Annotated in this window: 17 protein-coding genes and 1 pseudogene; 10 read left to right on the forward strand and 8 right to left on the reverse strand. The window is 73.3% G+C overall.

From position 1 onward, the window contains the following. Positions 1–120 precede the first annotated feature (120 nt). Both ACFV3E_RS19925 and ACFV3E_RS19930 read right to left on the reverse strand, forming a co-directional pair. On the reverse strand, positions 121–891 hold the full coding sequence (locus ACFV3E_RS19925) for an MHYT domain-containing protein (RefSeq protein WP_500535797.1): 771 nt from the start codon (positions 889–891) through the stop codon (positions 121–123). Between the two features lie 134 nt (positions 892–1,025). Then, positions 1,026–1,361, reverse strand: a complete 336-nt coding sequence (locus ACFV3E_RS19930; protein ID WP_500363778.1) for a YnfA family protein — start codon at positions 1,359–1,361, stop codon at positions 1,026–1,028. 6 nt (positions 1,362–1,367) lie between these two features. Here ACFV3E_RS19930 and ACFV3E_RS19935 point away from each other — a divergent pair, with 6 nt between their 5' ends. The 3 genes and pseudogenes from ACFV3E_RS19935 (at position 1,368) to ACFV3E_RS19945 (ending at position 2,780) form a co-directional block, all read left to right on the forward strand. Further along, positions 1,368–2,024 carry a class I SAM-dependent methyltransferase gene (locus ACFV3E_RS19935; RefSeq protein WP_500535798.1) on the forward strand — a complete coding sequence of 219 codons (657 nt, stop codon included), beginning with the start codon at positions 1,368–1,370 and terminating at the stop codon, positions 2,022–2,024. A 68-nt stretch (positions 2,025–2,092) separates the two neighbouring features. Then, positions 2,093–2,377: pseudogene (locus tag ACFV3E_RS19940) on the forward strand (PadR family transcriptional regulator); the annotation flags it as partial. Positions 2,378–2,459: 82 nt separating this feature from the next. Then, a complete protein-coding gene (locus tag ACFV3E_RS19945) occupies positions 2,460–2,780 on the forward strand; it encodes a hypothetical protein (protein ID WP_500535799.1) in 321 nt (106 codons plus the stop codon). A gap of 30 nt (positions 2,781–2,810) precedes the next feature. On the opposite strand, the gene ACFV3E_RS19950 is transcribed toward ACFV3E_RS19945, so the two are convergent. Both ACFV3E_RS19950 and ACFV3E_RS19955 read right to left on the reverse strand, forming a co-directional pair. Further along, entirely contained in the window at positions 2,811–3,128 is a 318-nt protein-coding gene (locus tag ACFV3E_RS19950) for a hypothetical protein (protein WP_500535800.1), read from the reverse strand. Positions 3,129–3,142: 14 nt separating this feature from the next. Further along, positions 3,143–3,514, reverse strand: coding sequence for a hypothetical protein (locus ACFV3E_RS19955; RefSeq protein WP_500535801.1), 372 nt, complete (start codon positions 3,512–3,514; stop codon positions 3,143–3,145). A gap of 160 nt (positions 3,515–3,674) precedes the next feature. Here ACFV3E_RS19955 and ACFV3E_RS19960 point away from each other — a divergent pair, with 160 nt between their 5' ends. After that, positions 3,675–4,640, forward strand: a complete 966-nt coding sequence (locus ACFV3E_RS19960) for a hypothetical protein (protein WP_500535802.1) — start codon at positions 3,675–3,677, stop codon at positions 4,638–4,640. A 17-nt stretch (positions 4,641–4,657) separates the two neighbouring features. On the opposite strand, the gene ACFV3E_RS19965 is transcribed toward ACFV3E_RS19960, so the two are convergent. Beyond that, positions 4,658–6,037: an FAD-dependent oxidoreductase gene (locus tag ACFV3E_RS19965; protein ID WP_500535803.1), complete on the reverse strand. Its 1,380-nt coding sequence runs from the start codon at positions 6,035–6,037 to the stop codon at positions 4,658–4,660. Between the two features lie 65 nt (positions 6,038–6,102). Between ACFV3E_RS19965 and ACFV3E_RS19970 the strand changes: the two genes are divergently transcribed. Together ACFV3E_RS19970 and ACFV3E_RS19975 are read left to right on the forward strand one after the other, a co-directional pair. Then, positions 6,103–7,341, forward strand: a complete 1,239-nt coding sequence (locus tag ACFV3E_RS19970) for a DUF4032 domain-containing protein (protein WP_500363792.1) — start codon at positions 6,103–6,105, stop codon at positions 7,339–7,341. A gap of 22 nt (positions 7,342–7,363) precedes the next feature. Continuing rightward, the gene (locus ACFV3E_RS19975) at positions 7,364–8,152 is read left to right on the forward strand and encodes a class I SAM-dependent methyltransferase (protein ID WP_500535804.1); all 789 of its coding nucleotides are present in this window, start codon (positions 7,364–7,366) and stop codon (positions 8,150–8,152) included. Positions 8,153–8,185: 33 nt separating this feature from the next. Here ACFV3E_RS19975 and ACFV3E_RS19980 read toward each other — a convergent pair whose 3' ends face one another. Further along, the gene (locus tag ACFV3E_RS19980; RefSeq protein ID WP_500535805.1) at positions 8,186–8,944 is read right to left on the reverse strand and encodes a class I SAM-dependent methyltransferase; all 759 of its coding nucleotides are present in this window, start codon (positions 8,942–8,944) and stop codon (positions 8,186–8,188) included. A gap of 94 nt (positions 8,945–9,038) precedes the next feature. On the opposite strand from ACFV3E_RS19980, the gene ACFV3E_RS19985 reads away from it, so the two are divergent. The 3 genes from ACFV3E_RS19985 to ACFV3E_RS19995 all read left to right on the forward strand — a co-directional run bounded on the left by ACFV3E_RS19985 (position 9,039) and on the right by ACFV3E_RS19995 (position 13,977). Further along, positions 9,039–9,503 (forward strand): SAM-dependent methyltransferase, encoded by a 465-nt coding sequence (locus ACFV3E_RS19985; RefSeq protein WP_500535806.1) that lies wholly within the window; start codon positions 9,039–9,041, stop codon positions 9,501–9,503. A gap of 171 nt (positions 9,504–9,674) precedes the next feature. Continuing rightward, positions 9,675–12,944: a carbohydrate binding domain-containing protein gene (locus ACFV3E_RS19990; protein WP_500535807.1), complete on the forward strand. Its 3,270-nt coding sequence runs from the start codon at positions 9,675–9,677 to the stop codon at positions 12,942–12,944. A gap of 148 nt (positions 12,945–13,092) precedes the next feature. After that, positions 13,093–13,977, forward strand: coding sequence for a peptidoglycan recognition protein family protein (locus tag ACFV3E_RS19995; protein ID WP_500363801.1), 885 nt, complete (start codon positions 13,093–13,095; stop codon positions 13,975–13,977). A 13-nt stretch (positions 13,978–13,990) separates the two neighbouring features. Here the strand turns inward: ACFV3E_RS19995 and ACFV3E_RS20000 are convergent, their stop codons facing one another. Both ACFV3E_RS20000 and ACFV3E_RS20005 read right to left on the reverse strand, forming a co-directional pair. Beyond that, a complete protein-coding gene (locus ACFV3E_RS20000; RefSeq protein ID WP_500535808.1) occupies positions 13,991–15,067 on the reverse strand; it encodes a PP2C family protein-serine/threonine phosphatase in 1,077 nt (358 codons plus the stop codon). Between the two features lie 38 nt (positions 15,068–15,105). After that, positions 15,106–16,125, reverse strand: coding sequence for an isopenicillin N synthase family dioxygenase (locus tag ACFV3E_RS20005; protein WP_500535809.1), 1,020 nt, complete (start codon positions 16,123–16,125; stop codon positions 15,106–15,108). Between the two features lie 349 nt (positions 16,126–16,474). Here ACFV3E_RS20005 and ACFV3E_RS20010 point away from each other — a divergent pair, with 349 nt between their 5' ends. Next, positions 16,475–17,848, forward strand: coding sequence for a tannase/feruloyl esterase family alpha/beta hydrolase (locus ACFV3E_RS20010; protein ID WP_500535810.1), 1,374 nt, complete (start codon positions 16,475–16,477; stop codon positions 17,846–17,848).

A 17,848-nucleotide genomic window follows, 5' to 3' on the forward strand; every position in this document is an offset into this window, starting at 1 on the left:
TCCTCGGGCGCAGGCTCAGCCGGTCCGCCGTCCCGCCGCTCCGCCCGCCGTCGGTGGAGCCGGAGGACGGTTCCTCGTCCGCGGGGAGTCCCGCGTGCGCTCTGCGGCCCCGTGGCGGCGTCACAGGGCACCCTCGCCGATGCGCTGGGCGGTCGCGGAGGCGATGTGTTCCCTCGCCGTCGGGGAGAGCGCGACGAAGGCGGAGGTGAGGAAGAGGTAGGAGCCGAGACCGACGATGAGGGGGAAGAGGAACGCTGTCGCGCCGGAGCCGGTCAGCGCGTCCGCCGAGGGCCGGACCCGGACGTGCACGGCGAGCATCCCGGTGTAGTGCATGCTGCTGACCGCCGCACCCATCACCAGGGAGGCGCCGGCGACGACCACGGGCCGGTGGATGGTGAGCGCGGCCCACAGCGCGGCGGTCGCGGCGGCCCAGGCGATGGCGACCGACAGCGCCACGAGCCACGGTTCGTAGGAGACCGCGCCGTGCAGGCGTACGGCGGCCATGCCCAGGTAGTGCATGCTGGCCACGCCGACACCCGTGGTGAGGCCTCCGATCGCGAGGGCCCGGAAGCGGCCGTGGCCGTACCCGACGGCGAAGACGCCGAGGCCGACGACGACCATGGCGACGGCGAGGCTGAGGACGGTCAGGGGGACGTTGTAGCGGATCTCGGTGCCGGTGACGCGGAAGCCGAGCATGGCGACGAAATGCATCGTCCAGATCCCGGTGCCGAGGGCGCTCGCGGCGGTGATCAGCCAGTTGCGCCGGGAGCGGCCGGTCGCGGCCAGGGCCCGTACGGTGCAGCGCAGTCCGAGCGCCGCGCCGACGCACGCCATGGCGTACGAGAGCAGCGGGGTCAGCCAGCCGAAGGCGGCGTGGTCGATGTGTCCCATGGCCCCGGGACGCTAGTGCGGGGGTGGTCGCACGCTCGGGCCATGACGGAACCCTGCCTTATTTGACCATGTGCTTTCCGGATGCGGCCCCCGACGATCGCATACGGCACGAACCTGTACGCACGAAGCCTGTTTCAGCCGCTGCGTGGCCCGTACATGATGATCCCCACGCCCACCAGGCAGACCAGCGCGCCCACCACGTCGTAGCGGTCGGGGCGGTAGCCGTCGGCCACCATCCCCCAGGCGAGCGAGCCCGCGATGAACACCCCGCCGTAGGCGGCGAGGATGCGGCCGAACTCGGCGTCCGGCTGGAGGGTGGCGACGCACCCGTACAGGCCCAGGGCGATGACGCCGGCCCCGATCCACGCCCATCCGCGGTGCTCGCGGAGCCCCTGCCAGACCAGCCAGGCGCCGCCGATCTCCAGCAGTGCAGCCAGCAGGAAGAGGGCCACGGAACGGAACGGGATCATGCGACCATGATGCCCCGCGTCCCGTGCGCCCCGGCGCACGCCCCGAACCGGAGGTGGACCGTCGTGCACACCGACCCCGCGCAGATCCGCGCGTTCTTCGCCGCCCGCGCCGCCGACTGGGAGACCCGCTACCCCGACGACGCCCCCGTCTACCGTGCCGGTGTCGCCGAACTGGGCCTGCGGGAGGGCCAAAGGGTCCTCGACGCGGGGTGCGGCACGGCCCGGGCGATGCCCTTCCTGCGCGCGGCCGTGGGGGCGTCCGGGACGGTCGTGGGCGCCGATCTGACGCCCGAGATGCTGGCCGCGGCGGTACGGGCCGGACGCCGGGAGCACGGCGCCCTGCTGCTGGCCGACTGCGCCCTGCTGCCGCTGCGCGACGCATCCCTGGACGCCGTCTTCGCCGCGGGGCTGATCGGGCACCTGCCGGACCCCGGGGCCTGTCTGCGGGAACTGGCCCGGGTCACCCGGCCCGGCGGCCGGCTGGCGCTCTTCCACCCGATCGGACGGGCGGCGCTGGCCGCCCGGCAGGGCCGCGAGCTGACCCCGGACGACCTGCGCGCCGAGCCCAACCTGGAGCCCTTGCTGGAGTCCTCGGGGTGGACCCTGACCTCCTACACCGACACCGACGAGCGGTTCCTCGCGATGGCCTCGACGAAGGCGTAGGCGTTGTCGAACATGATGTTGTGACCGGCACCAGGGACCGTCACGACGGACACCCCGGCCGCCTCCAGTTCCGCGCGGAGCCGGACGCCGCCGACATCTCCGACGAGAACCGCTGGTTCACGCTCCTCGCCTTCCTGCGCCATCTCGACGACCCCGCCCTGCAGAGCGCGGTGCTGCGTCGCCGGCTCGCCTTCCTGGAGGAGCCCACGCGCTTCTTCCACGACGGCGGCCGCCCGCTGCGGGCGGAGGAGCTGCACGATCCCTTCCGGCGGGGCGTCCTGACGATCGCACGGGCCACCACGCGGGCGGAGCTCGGCTGGCTGCGCACCACCCTGGGCGCCCTGGGGTCCTGAGTGCGGCCCCGGCGGGTCCGGCCGGCGCGGCGGGGACGGTAGCCTGCGGCACGTCCGACCGAGGAGAACTGCGAGGCCGCGCGTGACCCGAGAGCTGTACAACGTCCGCCTGGTACCCCGCGAGGGGGACCCGACCCCGCTGACGGACGAGGAGGAACAGCGCGCGCGGACCACGCTCTTCAACGACCTCGGCCGCGCCGTCTCCGACCGCGGCTGGGTGCGCTTCCCCGCGTACTCGCCCGAGGAGCGGCGGCGGCTGCTCGACGTCGCCGGCCGGCTGAGCGCCTACTGGGGCGTCGAGGTCGCCGTGGCGGCCGAGGACCCCTGCTCCATGAGGCTCTTCCTGCCCGGGTACGGTCCGCGCGAGGCCGCGGTCACCCCCGCCGTGGAAGGCCGCATGTGACGAACCGGGCCCGGTAGGGCGGCGGACGCCTCACGCCTCGGGGAGCCCGAGCAGCGACCGGGCGACCGCCCGCGGCGGTACGCCACGCTCCTGGGCGAGCACCGCGACGGCACGCCGGGCGAGTTCACCGATCCCGAACATCAGCGCCTCCGGCGCGACGCGCGCCGCAGCGGCCTCGAGCGCCTCCTCGTACCCCTCGACGGAGGCCGCGACATGGGCGGCGGCCGCCTCGAAGAGGTTGCGCTCGCGTGATGCCCGGCGTGAGGGCTCCGCGCCGGGCGTCGGCGGGGGTTTCGCGGGCCTCCCCGGCGTCCGCGCCGCGGTGAACCTCCGGAGCCAGGTGGCCATCCGCATCACCCCTCTCACCCAGGGGCGTTCCCGCCCGCGGGCAGCCGGAACCCCGGAAGGCCCGGATCGCCGCTCTCCGCGGTGAGCACGAGAGGGGGGCCGTGTGCGCCGGGCTCCCAGCCGACAGCGAGCGCGTGCTCGACGAGCAGGCGGACGTCGCGAGGAGTCGGGTGGGCGGTGCCGGTGGCGCAGGATCCCCACGGACCGGGCTCGGAGGCCGACACCAGATCGACGACGAGGGCGCGGCCGCCGGGAGCCTCCCCGTCCATGACGCGGACGAAGACGACACGGCGGCAGGTGCCGTCGGGCTGCTCTGCGTGCCCGATGCGGGCGGTCCAGAGGAACTCCCGCCCGTCGAAGCGGAGGCGACGGCGCCGTTTCTTCACGGGCGGACGCCCTGGTGGGCACGGGAGTTGGCCATGGCGCCAGCGTAGAAGCCGGCGATCCGGCCACCGAACGGTTTTCCACAGGGCGCGCCCCGGTCTCGACGCGGGTGTTACCGGGTGGTTAGGGTGCGCCCACCACTGAGAACTCACTGGAGAGGGGATGCCCGTGTCCGCGACGGACGACGACGCGCTGTTCGTGCTCACCGCGGCGATGCTGACGCCCGCGCAGTTCCCGGGCGTCCTGGCCGACGACTATCCGGCGGCGTGCGCCGAGCTCGGGCTGGAACCGGCGGACGACGGCTACGGCCTCGTCTTCGGCCAGGACGGGACGGGCGCCCGGTGGACGGTGGCGATCAGCGACACGGCGCTGGTCGCGTGCGCCCTCGCCGCGTGGGACTGCGGGCTGGAGTACGACCTCTCCCCCGACGAGCGCTCGGTCGTCGCCGCGCTGCCCGGCTGGCCGCTGCCGGTCGCGGTGGCCGCGCCCGGCGTGCCCGCTCCGCACGATCCGCCCGAGGCCGAGGACGGCCCGCCGCTCTCGCCGCCCGACACCGGGACGTGGGGGCCCGCGCAGCGACGCCTGGGGGCCGACGAGATAGCCCTCCAGTGGCGGATCTGGCGGGAACAGCTCGACGCCGGGGACGAGTCCGGCACTCCGGACGGCGCCGGCGGCTCCAGCGGTCCGGACACATCCGCCGCGACCGTCGCAAACTCCGCGCCTGACGGCACGGAGAAGGAGCCCGTGGACAAGGCGCCCACGGAGAAGGCGCCCACCGAGAAGGAGCCCACCGAGAAGGAGCCCACGGAGAACGAGTCGGGCGAAGGGACCGGGCCCACGGCTCCCGCCGCCGACGGCATCCACCCCGGGGTGCGGCGCGCGCTGGAGGCCGCCCAGGAGTATCTCCGCACGCCCCCGCCGCCCGGCCGCATACGCTCGACCGCGGCGGGCGAGGGCGTACGCACCCTGCGAGTGGACGGCGAGGGCTGGAGCCTGGTGGCCCGCACCGACGACATCGCCTTCGTGCTGCTCGACGAGGAGCCCGGCGAGGTGCTGCCGGTCGGCCGGGGGCCGGAACTCCCCAGCCTGCTGGAGGGCCTGGAGAAGCTGGCCGTACGGCCCGCCTGAGCGCCCCCGGTCGCGGCTCAGGCGTCCGGGCCGTCCGCGCGGACCTTCCCGTCGACCTTGCGCGCGGCGATCAGGACCGGGTCCCACACCGGGGAGAACGGCGGGGCGTAGCCCAGGTCGAGCCCGGTCATCTGCGCGGCGGTCATGCCCGCGGTGAGCGCCACCGCACCGATGTCCACGCGTTTGGCCGCGCCCTCGCGGCCGACGATCTGCAGTCCGAGCAGCCGTCCGGTGTGCCGCTCCGCGATGGCCTTGACCGTCATCGGGGCTGCGCCGGGGTAGTAGCCGGCCCTGCTGGTGGACTCGATGACCGCGGTGACGTACTGCAGCCCGGCGGCCCGTGCCTGGGACTCCTTCAGTCCCGTACGGGCGATCTCCAGGGAGCAGACCTTGCTGACGGCCGTGCCCACCACGCCCGGGAAGGTGGCGTAGCCGCCGCCGATGTTGGTGCCGATGACCCGGCCCTGCTTGTTGGCGTGGGTGCCCAGCGCGATGTGCTGCATCCCGCCGGAGACCAGGTTGAGGACCTCCACGCAGTCCCCGCCCGCCCAGACCGCCTCCTCCCCGCGCACACGCATCGCGCGGTCGGTGAGCAGCCCGCCGTGCGCACCCAGCGGCAGCCCCGCGTCGCGGGCGAGGCCGGTGTTGGGGGCGACGCCGAGCCCGAGCACGACCACGTCCGCGGGGTACTCGCCCTGGTCGGTGGCCACCGCGCGGACCCGGCCGTCCGCCCCGGTGAGCACCTCGCGCACCGGGGCTCCGGTGACGACGGTGATGCCGAGGCCCTCCATGGCCTCCCGCACGAGCCGGCCCATGTCCGGGTCGAGGGTCGCCATGGGCTGCTCGGAGGCTTCGACGAGGGTGACCCGGAGACCGCGCCGCAGCATGGCCTCGGCCATCTCCACGCCGATGTAGCCGCCGCCGACCACGACGGCGGTCCTGACGGGCCTGTTGTCGAGGGCGTCCAGGATGTCCTCGCCGTCGTCGAGGATCTGCACACCGTGCACGCCCCCGGCGTCGATCCCGGGGATCGGGGGGCGCTTGGGCACGGCGCCGGTGGCGATGACGAGCTGGTCGTACTCCGTCCAGTCCTCCGCCCCGAAGACGTCCCGGGTACGCACCCGGCCGCGGTCCCGGTCGATCTCGACGACCTCGGTGCCGAGCCGCACGTCGATGTCGTGGGCCCGGTGCTTCTCGGGCGTGCGGGCGATGAGCTTGTCGGGGCCGGTGGCGTCCCCGGCGATCCAGTACGGGATGCCGCAGGCGGAGTAGGAGGTGCGGCGCCCGCGTTCGAAGGCGACGACCTCCAGTTCGTCGGGCCCCTTCCTCCTGCGCGCCTGCGACGCCGCCGACATGCCCGCGGCGTCCCCGCCGATGACCACAAGCCGTTGCCTCATGCCCCGCAGCGTATGCGCCGCCCCGGTGTCCCGCGCGATCACCCCGTTGCCGCAGACTGGGCGCCATGGACCTGCAGATCACCGCGACCTCCCCGGACCATCCGGCGACCCTCCTCGACCTGCCGTGGAACGTGCCGCTGGAGGAGTGGCCGGAGGAGTACCTGGTGGCGCTGCCCCGCGGCATCTCGCGGCACGTCGTCCGGTTCGCCCTGGCCGGCGACGAGGTGGTGGCGGTCAAGGAGGTCGGCGAGTGGGCGGCCGTCCGCGAGTACGGGCTGCTGCGCGACCTGGACCGCATGGGGATACCCGCGGTCGACGCCCTCGCCGTCGTCACCGGCCGCACCGACGACCGCGGCGAGCCGCTGGAGCCGGTGCTGATCACCCGCCACCTGGGCGGCTCGCAGCCGTACCGCTCGATGTTCGAGACGACGATGCGCCCGGGCACGGTCAACCGGCTGCTGGACGCGCTCGCCGTGCTGCTGGTCCGGCTGCACCTGGCGGGCTTCGCCTGGGGCGACTGCTCGCTGTCGAACACCCTCTTCCGGCGTGACGCGGGCGCCTACGCGGCCTACCTGGTGGACGCCGAGACCGGGCAGATCCAGCCCAGCCTCTCGCGCGGTCAGCGGGAGTACGACATCGAGGTGGCCCGGGTGAACATCGCCGGCGAGCTGATGGACCTGGAGGCGGGCGGCTCGCTGCACCCGTCGGTGGACCCGGTCACCTTCGGGCAGGCCATCGCCGACCGCTACGACGAGCTGTGGCACGAGCTCACCCGCGAGTCGGTGTACCCGGTGGCCAAGCGGCACTACATCGACCGGCGCATCCGGCGGCTGAACGACCTCGGCTTCGACGTCGCGGAGATGCAGATCCAGCGGTCGCCCGACGGTGACGACGTCACGTTCCTGCCCAAGGTCGTGGACGCCGGCCACCACCAGCGCCAGCTGCTCCGCCTCACCGGCCTGGACGCCGAGGAGAACCAGGCCCGCAGCCTCCTCAACGACCTCGAGACGTGGATGGCCGGCCAGGAGGACTACGCCCCCGGCGACCCGCTGGGCGCCCGCCCCGAAGTGCTGGCCCACCGCTGGGTCCGCGACGTCTTCCGGCCGACGGTCCGCGCCGTGCCGCGCGAGCTGCGCGGCTCCCTGGACACCGCGCAGATCTACCACGAGCTGCTGGAACACCGCTGGTTGATGTCCGAGCGGGCCCAGCGTGACGTGGGTCTCGACGCGGCGGTCGAGGACTACGTCCGGAACGTGCTCCTCCCGTCGCCGCAGGGTCCCGCCGTTCCGCTGCCGCCCGACTAGCGCCGGGCCCTAGTCTCGACGGGTGACCGACCGGACTTCGCTGAGGGGCGTCTTCGACGAGGACGCCGAGCTGTACGACCGGGTCCGCCCGGGGTATCCCGGCGTGCTCTTCGACGACCTGGCCGGGGTGGCGGGGCTCGGCCCGGGCGCGCGCGTGCTGGAGATCGGCTGCGGGACCGGGCAGGCCACCGTGCCGCTCGCGGAGCGCGGCTTCCACGTCACGGCCGTCGAGCTGGGCCCGTCGATGGCGGCGGTCGCCCGGCGCAGGCTGGCCGGGTTCCCGGGCGTCGAGGTGGTCGTCTCCGCCTTCGAGGACTGGCCGCTCCCGGAGGAGCCGTTCGACGCGGTCGTCTCGGCCACGGCGTTCCACTGGATCGACCCCGCCGTGGCGGTCGTCAAGTGCGCCGACGCGCTGCGGCCCGGCGGGGTGCTGGCCGTCATCGCCACGCATCACGTGGACGGCGGCACCCGGGCCTTCTTCGCGGACGTGCAGGAGTGCTACGAGCGCTTCGACCCGGCGACGCCCCCGGGGCTGCGGCCGCGCGCGGCGGCCCTGGTCCCCACCGACAGCGAGGAGACGGACCGCTCCGGGCGCTTCGGGCCGGCCGTCTTCCACCGCTACGAGCGCGAGCTGCCGTACACCACGGCCGAGTACCTCGACCTGCTGCTCAGCTACTCCAACCACCGCGCCCTTCCCGCGGCGCGGCGGGAGGGCCTGCTCGCCTGCATCCGGGCGCTGGCCGACGGCCGCCACGGCGGCCGCGTCGTCAAGCGGTACCTGACGGAACTGCGGATCACGCGGCGACTGTGACGGTGACGGACCGGGGCGGGGCGGGCACGCGGGTCACCCCCGCGTGCCCCCGGGACCGCGCGTCGCGGAGATCGTCAGGCGGACGTAGTCCACGACGGGCTCCGGCAGGCACGCGGCCACGGCGCGGACGAAGGCCTCGTGCTCCGCGCCGGGGAGGCGTTCCAGCTGTCCGCCGAGGACGACGACGGCCAGGTACGAGAGCAGTTGCGCGCCCGGTTCGAGACGGGCGGGGTCGGAGACGAGGGCGACCTGGACGTCGGTGAAACCGGCGTCCCGCAGGCGACGTTCGGTCTCCTCGACGCCCGCGAAGTTCCAGACGGCGGGCTGCGGGCCGAGGACGTCGTCGACGGCGGCCGACACGCCGGCGATGTTGCCGAGTCCGCCGCATTCGGCGACGAGGCGTCCGCCAGGGCGCAGGACGCGTGCGACACCGTGGAAGAGCGCGGCGTGGTCGGGGATCCAGTGGAAGGTGGCGACGCTGGTGACGGCGTCCACCGTGCCCGTGACGGGGAGCGGGCCGGTGATGTCGGCGTGCACGACCTCGACGCGGTCCAGGCGTCCGGCGAGGCGCCGGCGGAGCTGCTCCAGCATGCGCAGCGAGCCGTCGAGGGCGACGACGCGGCCGTGCGGGAGCAGGTCGAGCAGCGCCTCCGTGTCGCGTCCGGTGCCGCAGCCGAGGTCGAGCACCCGCTCGTCGCCGCGCGGCGCGAGGCGGTCCAGGGTCCCTCGGCCCCACTGCGCGTGGGGCAGCGGCAGGCTGTCGTAGGTGGTGGCGTCCCATTCCCGCGTCATGACCTCCACGCTAGCCAGCGCAGTCCACCAAATGATACCCATATCTCACATAGTGATCAGTAAGAGACGCATCGACGGCAGCGGAGGAGCGCGTATGACGGCGATCGAGGTACGGCCCGTGGGATGGGTGACCGGCGGCCGTGTACCGGTCGAGGACGACGACTGGGGCGGCGTCGAGGCGGTGATCCGGCTGGACGGGGAGCAGTTCGGTCCGCAGGCGCTGTACGGCCTGGACACCTTCTCCCACCTGGAGGTCGTCTTCCACTTCGACCGGGTCCCCGAGGAGCGGGTGGAGACCGGCGCACGCCATCCGCGCGGGAACGCCGGGTGGCCGCTGATCGGCATCTTCGCCCAGCGCGGCAAGAACCGGCCCAACCGCCTGGATGTGTCGCGCTGCAAGATCTTGCGGGTCGACGGGCTGGATGTCCACGTTGCGGGGCTCGACGCCGTGGACGGGACGCCGGTACTCGACCTCAAGCCGTGGATGGCCGAGTTCGGGCCGCTGGACACCGCCTTCCAGCCCGCGTGGGCCACTGAGCTGATGCGCGACTACTACTGAGCGTCCCGCTGCGGGACCCCTTTACCGCCCTGTCATGTCCCAGTAATCTCATGAAGATTCTTGCAGCAATTTGCAGGAAACTCACGGCTGTTCCTTTCGTGGCGCGCGGGAGGGCCTGCCTCACCCGCACCGGCCGCCGCCCCCGGCGGCCCTCGCCCGAGGAGCCCCCGTATGACCCGACCCGCGCGCCCTGGACGCCATCGCGCGCTGTACACCGTGCTGTTGCTCGTCGGCGGCCTGCTGCTCGGCCTGCTGCCGACGGGCCTGTCCTTCGCCGCCACCTCGGCGACGGTCTACTACCGTCCCGCCTCCGCGTGGACCACCGTCAACCTGCACTACGCGCCCACCGGCGGTGCCTGGACCACCGTGCCGGGCGTCGCCATGCAACCGGCCTGCACCGGCTGGTACTCCAGGACCGTCGACCTGGGCGGCGGCGCCGGCCTCTCCGCCACCTTCACCAACGGCAGCGGAGCCTGGGACAACAACGGCGGCGGCAACTACCGGCTCGGCACCGGCACCAGTGCCGTCTCCTCCGGGACGGTGACCACGGTCGACCCGTGTGCCGGCGCCACCGCGAGCAGTGCCACCGTGTACTACGCGACCGCGGGCCGCGGCTGGCCGTCGTACTACCTCCACTGGGCCCCCTCCGGCGGCTCCTGGACCACCCCGCCCGGTACGCGGATGGCCGCGGCCTGCACCGGCTGGGTCAAGCTGACCGTGGACCTGGGCACCGCGACCGCCTGGCAGGCCACCTTCACCAACGGCAGCGGCACCTGGGACAACAACGGCGGCGGCAACTACCAGCTGGGCACCGGCACGATCACGGTGAAGGACGGCGCCGTCGCCCACAGCGACCCGTGCAGCGGCACCGGGGAACCGGCCGGCCACGGCGCCACCGTCTACTACGCCACGGACACCGTCGGCTGGGCGGCGTACAACCTGCACTGGGCACCGGCCGGGGGCGCCTGGACGGCCGTGCCCGGCGTCGCCATGGAGGCCGCCTGCACCGGCTGGGTGAAGAGGACCGTCGACCTCGGCACCGCCACCGCCTGGCAGGCCGCGTTCAACAACGGCAACGGCACCTGGGACAACAACAACGGCGGCAACTACCAGCTCACCGAGGGCGTCAGCACGGTCCGGAACAGGCTCGTGACGCGGGACGCCGACGACCCGTGCGCCGCATCCGCGCCGGACACGACGGCGCCCACCGCCCCCACCGGGGTGACCGCGCAGGCGACCGGCACATCGGTCGTGGTGAGCTGGACCGCCGCCACCGACGACACCGCCGTCACCGGCTACGAGGTCACCCGCACCGGCGGCACCAAGGGCACGTCGATCGCCCACGTCACCTCGACCGTGACGACCCAGACCGGCCTGGAGGAACACACCGCCTACCGCTACACCGTCAAGGCCCTCGACGCGGCAGGCAACATGTCGCCCGCCTCCTCGCCCGCCACGGTCACCACCGGTGAGGCCCCGCGGACCACCCCGGGCGAGCCGCTGGGCGGCGACCCGCGCAAGGACCCGATCTACTTCGTCCTCACCGCCCGCTTCTACGACGGCGACACCTCCAACGACCGCGGCGGCAGCCAGCACGTGAAGTCGGGCAACGCCGCGGGCGGCGACCCCATGTTCCGCGGCGACTTCAAGGGGCTGGTCGACAAGCTCGACTACGTCAAGGGCCTCGGCTTCTCCGCGATCTGGATCACGCCCGTCGTCCTCAACCGCTCGGACTACGACTACCACGGCTACCACGGCTGGGACTTCTACCGGGTCGACCCCCGCTTGGAGTCGGCCGGCGCCTCCTACCAGGACCTGATCAACGCCGCCCACGCCAAGGGCATCAAGGTCTACCAGGACGTCGTCTACAACCACAGTTCCCGCTGGGGCGCCAAAGGCCTGTTCACGCCCACCGTCTACGGCGTGCGCGACGCCCAGTGGAGCTGGTACTACGACCAGGAGCAGGACGGCTTCGCCTACGACGGCCTCACCGTCGAGCCGGTATCCGGCAAGTCGTACTACAACGGCGACCTGTGGTCGACCGCCGAACCCACCGGCAACACCTGCGTCAACTGGGGCGTCCCCACGGGCGGGAGGAGCGCCGAGGGCTACACCCTCTACAACTGCCAGTGGCCGAGCCCGACCTCCGGCATGTTCCCCTCCCGGTACTACCACCAGTGCTGGATCGGCAACTGGGAGGGCGAGGACTCCCGCTCCTGCTGGCTCCACGAGGACCTGGCGGACTTCAACACCGAGAACGCGCAGGTGCAGAACTACCTGATCGGCGCCTACAACAAGTACATCGACATGGGCGTGGACGGCTTCCGCATCGACACCGCCGTGCACATCCCCCGCGTCACCTGGAACCGCCGTTTCCTCCCCGCCATATACGACGAGGTGACGGCGGAGTTCGGCGCGGACAAGGCGAAGGACTTCTTCGTCTTCGGCGAGGTCGCCGCCTTCGTCAACGACAAGTGGAACCGCGGCTCGGTCAACCACTCCGCGCAGTTCTACACGTGGAAGGAGCGCAGGGCCTACAGCGACGACGACACCACCGCCGCGCTGGAGCAGTACACCTACGAGGAGCAGTTGGGCACGGGCAGCCAGCCGACGTCCACGAACGCCCTCCTGGACGGCAACGGCTACCACACCCCGGACCACAGCCGGTTCTCCGGGATGAACATCATCGACATGCGGATGCACATGAACTTCGGCTCCGCCTCGAACGCCTTCAACAACGGCAAGGACTCCGACGACAGCACCAATGACGCGACCTACAACGTCGTCTACGTCGACAGCCACGACTACGGCCCCAACAAGTCGTCCTTCCGCTACGCCGAGGGCACCGACGCGTGGGCCGAGAACATGTCGCTGATGTGGACCTTCCGCGGCATCCCGACGCTTTACTACGGATCGGAGATCGAGTTCCAGAAGGGCAAGCAGATCGACTGCGGCCCCACCTGCCCCCTGGCGTCCACGGGCCGCGCCTACTACGGGGCGCACCTGGAGGGCGACGTCACCGCCTCCGGCTTCGGCACGGTGAGCTCCGCGTCCGGGCAGGTGGCCACCACGCTCTCGCAGCCGCTGGTCAAGCACGTGCAGCGGCTGAACCAGATCCGGCGGGCGGTCCCGGCGCTGCAGACCGGCCAGTACTCCACCGCCGGGGTCAGCGGCGAGATGGCCTTCAAGCGCCGCTACACCGACGCCGCCGGCGGGGTGGACAGCTTCGCGCTGGTCACCGTGAGCGGCGGCGCCACGTTCACCGGGATCCCCAACGGCACGTACAAGGACGCGGTGACCGGCGCGGTGAAGACCGTGAGCGGCAGGAGCCTGTCGGTCGACGCGCCCGGTAAGGGCAACCTGCGCGTGTACGTCCTCGACCTGGGCGGGGCCAACGCCGCACCGGGCAAGGTCGGCTCGGACGGACCGTACCTGAGGTAGCGCACCGTACCAGCGCACCGCACCCCCGCGGCGGGAGGTACCCGCGGCAGAGGGCCGGCCGAGGTGGGGAGGGCATCCGGGTGAGGTCTCCGGGCCGCCCGGCGTGTCCTCTCCACGCGATCCGGTCATATGAGCTGATGTTCATTTCATGGGTTCACACCGTGCGGCCAAGCACGCGCGCCGCCGCGCGGCCGGACGTCCGCGGCGTGCCGCACGTGTCTGGGCGACGGCCGCGGGGACGGCCGGTGTCGTCGCCGTGGCCGCCCTCGGGGTGCACAGCGCGATCATCCACACCGACCCGCCCTCGGTCCACGCCCGCCCCGCGCCGAGCCCGCAGCTCATGCCCTTCCCCGACCTGGCCGCCCGGGCCAGGCTGCAACGCGTCCCGCTCTACCCGGCCCACGAGCCCGTCATCGTCCCGCGCAAGAGCTGGGGGGCCGACGAGTCGCTGCGCACCGAGCCCCCGCACTACAGCACCACGGTCAAGGCGGTGTTCCTGCACCACACCGACAGCGGCAACGACTACAAGTGCGCGGACGTACCCCGGATCATCCGCGACATCTACTCCGGCCACATCCAGAGCCGCCACTGGGACGACGTCGCCTACAACTTCTTCGTCGACAAGTGCGGCACCATCTACGAAGGGCGCGCCGGCGGCTCCGACCGCCCCGTCACCGGGGCCCACTCGATCGGCTTCAACAAGGACACCATGGGCATCGCCGCGATCGGCACCTACGACGCCAAGGGCAGCGTGCCGCAGGCGATGACCGAGGCGATCGCCCGGATCGCCGCCTGGAAGCTCGGGCTGTCCGACGTCGATCCCCGGGGCGAGGTCACCCTGGTGTCCAGCAGCAGCAAGAGCCGCTTCAAGAAGGGCAAGCGGGCGGTCTTCCACGTCATCGCGGGCCACCGCGACGCCTACATGACCGACTGTCCCGGCAAGGAGCTGTACGCCAAGCTCCCGGAGATCCGCACCGAGGCCGCCCGGCTGCAGGGCCGCCCCCCGCTGCGCGCCGCGAAGAGCAAGGGCTGACGGCCCGCCCGCGTCAGCGGGGCGCCAGCGCCAGCAGGGCGACGTCGTCGCCCACCGCGCCCGCGTACCGGTGCAGGTCCTCCCAGACGGCGTCGACGACCGCCTCCGGGGAGGGGTCGGCGCCCTCCGCCAAGCGGGCGGCGAGACGTTCGGCGAGCGGGTAGAAGGTGCCCGAGGCGTCGCGCGCCTCGGTGACGCCGTCGGTGTACGCGAGGATCACGTCCCCCGGCAGCAGGGTCACCACCGACGGCAGGGCCGGTGCCTGTCCTGGCGGCCCGGCCCCGAGCGGGGGACCGGGATCGCACTCCAGCTCCAGCACCTCGCGGCCGCGCAGCAGCAGCGCCGGCGGATGCCCCTGGCAGACCAGCCGTACCCATGACCCGTCGTCGGGGAACTCCAGCAGCAGGGCGGTGGCGAACAACTCGCTGTTCCCGGCGGCGTCCAGGGAGAGCCGCCGTTCGAGGCGCCCCGCCACACCGCGCAGCTCCCGCTGGTCGAGCACCGCCTCACGGAAGGCGCCGAGCAGCCCCGCGACCGTGCCGACCGCGGCGAGGCCGTGCCCCTGGACGTCGGCGACCAGCGCCCGTACGCCGTAGGGCCCGGTCCGCACGTCGTACAGGTCGCCGCCCACCAGGGTGCCGCGCTGCGCGGCCCGGTACAGGGCGGCGCAGCGCACCTCCCCCACGGTGCCGGGCACCGGGGCGAGGACGGCGAGCTGAGCCGCCTCGGCCACCGACCGGGCCAGCACCAGGCGGCCCCGGAACCGCTGCTGCACCGCGGCGATGACCACGCTGAGGGCGCCGATGAGGACGACGGCGCCCAGTTCGGCGCCGACGAACGTCCCCGAGCCCACCACGGGGAGCTCCATGACGACCACGACGGCCGCGGCCAGGACCGCGGTACCCGCCACCCCGTAGGTGAGCGCGGCGAGCGGGGCCACCGCCGCGTAGTAGGCGCCGAGCTCGACGTCGCCCGGGGTGACCCCCTGGGCCAGGATCAGCACGCCGAGCAGGCCGACCGGGAGCACGCGCAGCCAGCGTGGCGGTGCGCCGATCCGCAGTGTGCCGTCCTCGGCCGGAGCCGTGCCCATGCAGGCACGGTAACCGCGGGCGGCGCGGGCCGCGCGTCTCAGCCGGTGGGCACGGCCGCCGCCGCGACGAGCTCCGGATGGTGCTTGCGGGCGACCTCGGGGTGGGCGCGGAGCCAGCCCTTGAGCTCGTTGCGGCCGTACTCGGAGAAGAGCGGGTTGGCCGGGTCCCGGGTGGCGCCGGGCGCGTGGTGGGCGTGCTCGAACGGCAGCGGGGCCACGCGCGCGTCGAGGCGGGGGTTGTAGAAGAAGGGCACGGAGTAGCGCTCGCGGGCGCCGGCCGGGCTGACCACGCGATGGTTGGTGGCCTTGAGGTAGCCGTCGGTGGCGACCTCCAGCAGCTCGCCCAGGTTGACGACGAAGGCGCCGGGCAGCGGCGGCACGTCGTGGAAGCGGCCGTCGGAGCGTTCCACCTGCAGCCCGCCGACCTCGTCCTGGAGCAGCAGGGTGAGGAAACCATAGTCCTTGTGCGCGCCGACGCCCTGGTCGCCGCCGGAGGGGGCGGTGCCCGGGTAGCGCACGAGCTTCAGGTGCAGGTGCGGCTCGTCGGCGAAGGCCTCGTCGTAGAAGCCCTCGGGGGCGCCGATGGCGGTGAGCAGCTCGTGCAGGAGCCGGTGGGCGACGCGGCTGAGCCGGTCGATCCAGGCCAGGGAGAGTTCGCGGAGCTCGGGCAGGTCGGCGGGCCACTGGTTGGGACCCTCCAGCCACCAGTACGGGGGCTCGCCGGCGGCCGGGACGTGCTGCGGGCGCTCGGCGCCGATGTCCAGCTGGTCGCGCCAGTCCTGGCTGCCGCCGGTGCGCTCGTCGCCGGTGCGGGTGTAGCCGCGGAAGTGCGGGGAGTTCAGGTTGCCGATGGCGAGCCGGTCGGCCTCGGGCAGGGCGAAGAACGCGCGGATCGCCCGCATCAGGGCGGCGGTCTCCTCGGCGGTCACGCCGTGGCCGGTGAGCTGGAAGAAGCCGACCTCGTGGGCGGCGGAGTGCAGTTCGCGGTGGAGGCGGGCACGCGCCTGGGGGCCGCGGTCCGCGGCGGAGAGGTCGATCACGGGGAGCTGGAGCGTCATGGTGTGTTGTCCGCAGGGTGAGGACCCGGCACGCCGGCGATGACCGGGCGCTGCGCGACGGGCCGTGGTGGGGCGGCGTCGCGGGGCCGAGTGGGAGGAGAAGGGCGGGGTGGGGTCAGCCGCTGCGGCGACAGGACATGCTCGTGACGCGGACGAAGTCCACATGACGGCGGCGCACGAGCAAGAGCATGGGCCAACGATACTGCGCAGCGTCGTTCCGGGCGGTGACGTATGTCACGCGGCCCCATGAGCCGGACGGTACGGGCGTGGGGCGACGCCATGGTCGCGCCGGGTGCGGGCGGCCACGATGTGGCGGCAGCCATCCCCGACGTGCAAATGGAGGCTCCCCATGCGCCCCTGGAGAGGCGTCCCCCTGCTCGCCGCCGCCGTGCTCGCACTCGGCGCCGCCGCGGTCCCCGCCGGTGCGGAGGCGGCCGCGGGTACGGCAGGGCACTGCGCCCGGCTGGACCGGGTCACCGTGCCCGGCGCCGAGCACCAGCAGAAGGCCTGCCTGCCCGACATGACGACCACCGCGCTGGCGGGCACCGCGTACACCGACACCGCCGACCAGGCGGGCCTGGCGGCGGCCGGCACCACCCGCCCGTCCGGCGTGCCGGGCGTGCAGGTCGACGGCTACTTCCCCGACACCTCGGGCTTCAACACCACGCACGGCTGGCGGCACGACGCCCAGTTCGTGCTGCGGCTGCCGGACCGGTGGAACGGCGGCCTGATCGTCACCGGCGCGCCCGGCACCCGCAAGCAGTACTCGCTCGACGTCCTGATCTCCGACTGGGCGATCGCCCAGGGCTACGCCTTCGCCTCCACCGACAAGGGCAACAGCGGGCCGGACTTCTACACCGACGGCCGCCGCCCGGGTGACGCGATGGCCGAGTGGAACCGGCGCACGACCCAGCTCACGGTGGCCGCGAAGGCGGCGGTGGCCTCCCGCTACGGCCGCGCGCCGCACCGTACGTACATGACCGGCATCTCCAACGGGGGCTACCTCACCCGCTGGCAGCTGGAGCACCACCCGGCGCTCTACGACGGCGGCGTGGACTGGGAGGGCACGCTCTGGACGGCGGACGGCCCCAATCTGCTGACCTCGCTGCCGGTCACGGTGGCCCGCGCCCAGGGCCGGGCCACCGACGCCGACCTGCTGGCGGCCGGGTTCGCGCCGGGCTCGCAGTTCCTGTGGGCCTACCACCAGCAGGCGTACTGGGGCCTGACCCAGAAGGTGTACCGCGCCGAGTTCGACCCCTCCTACGACCCCGCCTGCCCGGGCCCGAGCGCGGGTGCGACCGTGCCGGAGATCCTGGCGCCCTGCGCCTCGGACGCCGACTACGACTACGCGGCGCGCCCGGCCGCCGTGCACCGGGCCGTCGGCCGGGTGTCGCTCACCGGGCGCATCGGCAAGCCGATGATCACCCTGCACGGCACCCTGGACACGCTGCTGCCGATCGCGACCGACTCGGACGTCTACGCGCGCATGATCGACTCCGCGGGCCGGGGCGCACTGCACCGCTACTACACGATCGAGGGCGGCAACCACGTCGACGGGCTGTACGACACGTATCCGGACCGGCTGCGCCCGATCCTGCCCTGCTACCGGGCGGCGTTCGACGCGCTGACCTCATGGGTGGAGCGGGGCCGGACACCGCCCGCGGACCGCACGGTGCCCCGGCCGGCGAGCGGGGACGTGGTCAACTCCTGCGCGCTGTCCTGA

Source organism: Streptomyces sp. NPDC059718 (assembly GCF_042733315.1).
Lineage (GTDB): Bacteria > Actinomycetota > Actinomycetes > Streptomycetales > Streptomycetaceae > Actinacidiphila.